The 3,336-nt window shown below is 36.2% G+C and carries 3 protein-coding genes; 2 read left to right on the top strand and 1 reads right to left on the bottom strand.

All coding sequences use genetic code 11. From position 1 onward, the window contains the following. Positions 1-1,502: 2-oxo acid dehydrogenase subunit E2 (locus tag ACKVOD_RS03720; protein ID WP_409208137.1), on the top strand; the 1,502-nt coding region annotated here is incomplete at its 5' end. Positions 1,503-1,609: 107 nt separating this feature from the next. Then, entirely contained in the window at positions 1,610-2,860 is a 1,251-nt protein-coding gene (locus tag ACKVOD_RS03715; protein ID WP_409208136.1) for an NAD(P)/FAD-dependent oxidoreductase, read from the top strand. A gap of 2 nt (positions 2,861-2,862) precedes the next feature. On the opposite strand, the gene ACKVOD_RS03710 is transcribed toward ACKVOD_RS03715, so the two are convergent. Further along, the coding region (locus tag ACKVOD_RS03710; protein ID WP_409208135.1) for a glycosyltransferase family 4 protein at positions 2,863-3,336 on the bottom strand (474 nt) is incomplete at its 5' end.

Genomic DNA, 3,336 nt, shown 5'->3' with positions numbered 1-3,336 from the left:
CAACAATGGAGTTTGAGTCTTTCAATGAAGGTACTCTTTTATATATAGGTATTCAAGAAGGAGAAACTGCAGCTATTGATTCACTTTTAGCCATTATTGGAAATGAAGGTGAAGATATTGCTGCTTTAATTGCTGGTGGTCCTAAAACTGCACCTGCTAAAGAAGAAGCTGCACCTGCTGTTACAGAAGCAAAAATACAATCAACTCCAGCCCCAACTGCCACCTTGCCAGCAGGGGTGATTGTAGTTACTATGCCTCGTTTGAGCGATACCATGACTGAAGGAACTGTAGCTACTTGGTTGAAAAAAGTTGGAGATAAAGTTTCAGAAGGAGATATGATTGCAGAAATCGAAACCGATAAAGCAACAATGGAATTCGAATCTTTTAACGAAGGCACTTTATTATATATTGGAATTCAAGAAGGTGAATCAGCTCCAATTGACAGCCTATTGGCAATCATTGGGCCAGCAGGAACAGATGTTAGTGATATTGCTAGTGGTTATACTGCTGGAGGTTCTGCAACAGTAGCTGTTGCAACTGAGGAATCGAAAGCCGCTCCAGCTACACAAGTTGCTCCAATTTCTCAAGAAGCATCAACTGACGGACAACGTGTTTTTGCTTCGCCATTAGCAAAGAAAATTGCAAGCGAAAAAGGAATTCAATTGACTCAAGTAAAAGGTTCAGGAGAAAATGGTCGTATTACTAAAAGTGATGTGGAGAACTTTATGCCACAAGCTGCCACTTCACCAGGGACAAACACTGCTTCACCAGCTAAATCAGAAACTGTAGCCTCTCCAAAACCATATGTTCCAGCTGGACAAATCGCAACAGAGGAAATCAAGAACTCTACAATGCGTAAAATCATTGCAAAACGTTTGGCAGAATCATTGTTTACTGCACCACATTACAACTTAGTAATTGAGGTAACCATGGACGAAGCAATGAAATCAAGAGCCATCATCAACAGTGTTCCAGATACCAAAGTATCTTTTAACGATATGGTCATAAAAGCAAGTGCATTAGCTTTGAAAAAACACCCAAAAATAAACTCACAATGGTCGGCAGAGGCAATTACAATTAACTACCATGTGAATATTGGTGTTGCAGTTGCCGTTGAAGATGGATTAGTAGTTCCCGTTTTACCATTTACAGATGGTATGAGTTTATCTCAAATTGGAACAAGCGTAAGAGATTTGGCAGGAAGAGCCAAAAATAAAAAATTATTACCATCAGAAATGGAAGGAAGTACCTTTACTATTTCTAACCTTGGAATGTTTGGTATTACTGAATTTAACTCTATCATAAACCAACCGAATTCTGCCATCCTATCCGTAGGAGCGATTGTAGAAAAACCAGTGGTGAAAAATGGACAAATAGTAGTAGGAAATACTATGATGTTATCTTTAGCTTGCGATCACAGAACTATTGACGGTGCTACCGGAGCGCAGTTCTTGCAAACTTTAAAACAATATATTGAAAACCCAGTGACGATGCTTGCTTAAAAGACCGTTACTTTTATAATAAATATCCCGTTTTGAGAAATCAGAACGGGATATTTAGTTTTAAAAAGTTAAAATCATTAATTTTGATAACCTTGAAAATATAAATAATGAAACCAAACATAACAATTATCGGTGCAGGGATTGCAGGCTTAACCGCAGCTGTTTATTTACATCGAAAAGGATTCAAAATACAAATTCTTGAAGCGAGTGATCGAGCGGGTGGACGAATCAAAACTGATGTAATTGACGGTTTCCGACTCGATAGAGGTTTTCAGGTTTTATTGACTGAATATCCCGAAACAAAAGCCTTATTAGATTATAAAAAGTTAAATCTAAAACGATTTCTCCCAGGCGCAACCGTACTTTATGATGGTGGACAATTCGAAATTGCCGATCCGTTTAGACGTCCAACAGTATTATTTTCAACATTATTTGCTCCAGTTGGTTCGCTAAAAGATAAAATAAACACTTTCTTTTTAAAAACAAAACTTGTTAAAATTTCTATTCCTAATTTGTTTAATCAAACTGAAGTAGATGCAATTACCCAACTTAAAAATTATGGTTTCAGTCAAAAAATGATTGATCGTTTTTACAAACCCTTCTTTTCAGGAATTTTTTTAGAAAACGATTTGAAAACATCGAGCAATATGTTCGATTTTGTAATGAAAATGTTTTCCGAAGGCGATGCTGCAATACCAGAATTGGGCATGGAAGAAATCCCCAAGCAATTAGTAGCTATGCTTCCAGAAAATTCAATACAATACAACGTCAAAGTTACGGCTATCGAGAACAACAAAATCATTTGCGAAAACGGGACAGTCCTAGAAGCGGATAAAATAATCATTGCAACCGAGGCAATCGGACTTGCAGGTGCTTACATTTCGAAAGAAAAACAAAACTTTCATCAAGTGACTAATGTTTATTTTGAGGCCAAAATTGCACCAACCAAAAAAGAAGTTGTCGTTTTAAATGCTTCGACTCATAAAAAATGGGTAACTAATTTGACTGTAATGTCTAATGTTTCGGCTAATTATGCTCCAAAAGGAAAAGTATTAATTGCTATATCGTACAACGGAATTCCAAATCTTGATGATATCACTTTAGCGGAAAACATGAAAACCGAACTTAAAAAATGGTACGGGAACCAAGTTGATAATTGGAAAATGTTGAAAACGTATCGTATAAATTATGCTTTGCCCAACCAAGAAAAAGTTCGAAATGAAATATCTAATTTAGAACTTAAAATTAATGATAATCTATATATTTGTGGGGATCATTTACTAAATGGCTCTATAAATGCTGCAATGAAATCAGGTAGACTAGTGGCCGAATTAATTGAATTAAATTGCCCCAAATAACATTAGACTCTCTTATTCTTCTCTTCAATCCATCGCGACATATATTTTGTGCTTGTCATAGAATGATGTCGCAAAAGTGCTCCTATAAAATTATCCAAACGATATTGTTTTAATTGCGTTTGTGTTTTTAAAATATGCTCTATAAAATCATTTGCAAACAAAGATTTTAAAAACCTTTTATTTATAATTTGGAAACCATTTTCTTGTGCTATTTGCCAAAGGATTTTATTTTGATATAATTCTACTGCATTATCAGCAAAAGGTTGAATTTCATCCGTAATAAATCCATTCCAAGGCAAGTCTCCGAATATAGATTCTGCACCAATAGGTGTTGTCACACTAGGTGTTCCGCATTGCATGGCTTCAACCAATTTTCCTTTTATACCCGCCCCAAATCGTAGGGGAGCCAAAACGACCCGAGCATTTCGAACCACTTCTTGAGCGTCATTGGCCCGACCCATAATATAAAAACCTTC

It is taken from the genome of Flavobacterium sp. (genome assembly GCF_046155325.1).
Classification (GTDB): Bacteria; Bacteroidota; Bacteroidia; order Flavobacteriales; family Flavobacteriaceae; genus Flavobacterium.
This window is presented reverse-complemented; position numbering and strand designations above follow the sequence as displayed.

What these genes read in the sequence shown, in the direction of transcription:
- ACKVOD_RS03715 (WP_409208136.1), top strand. Translation starts at nt 1,610, where the DNA reads ATGAAACCAAACATAACAATTATCGGTGCAGGGATTGCAGGCTTAACC.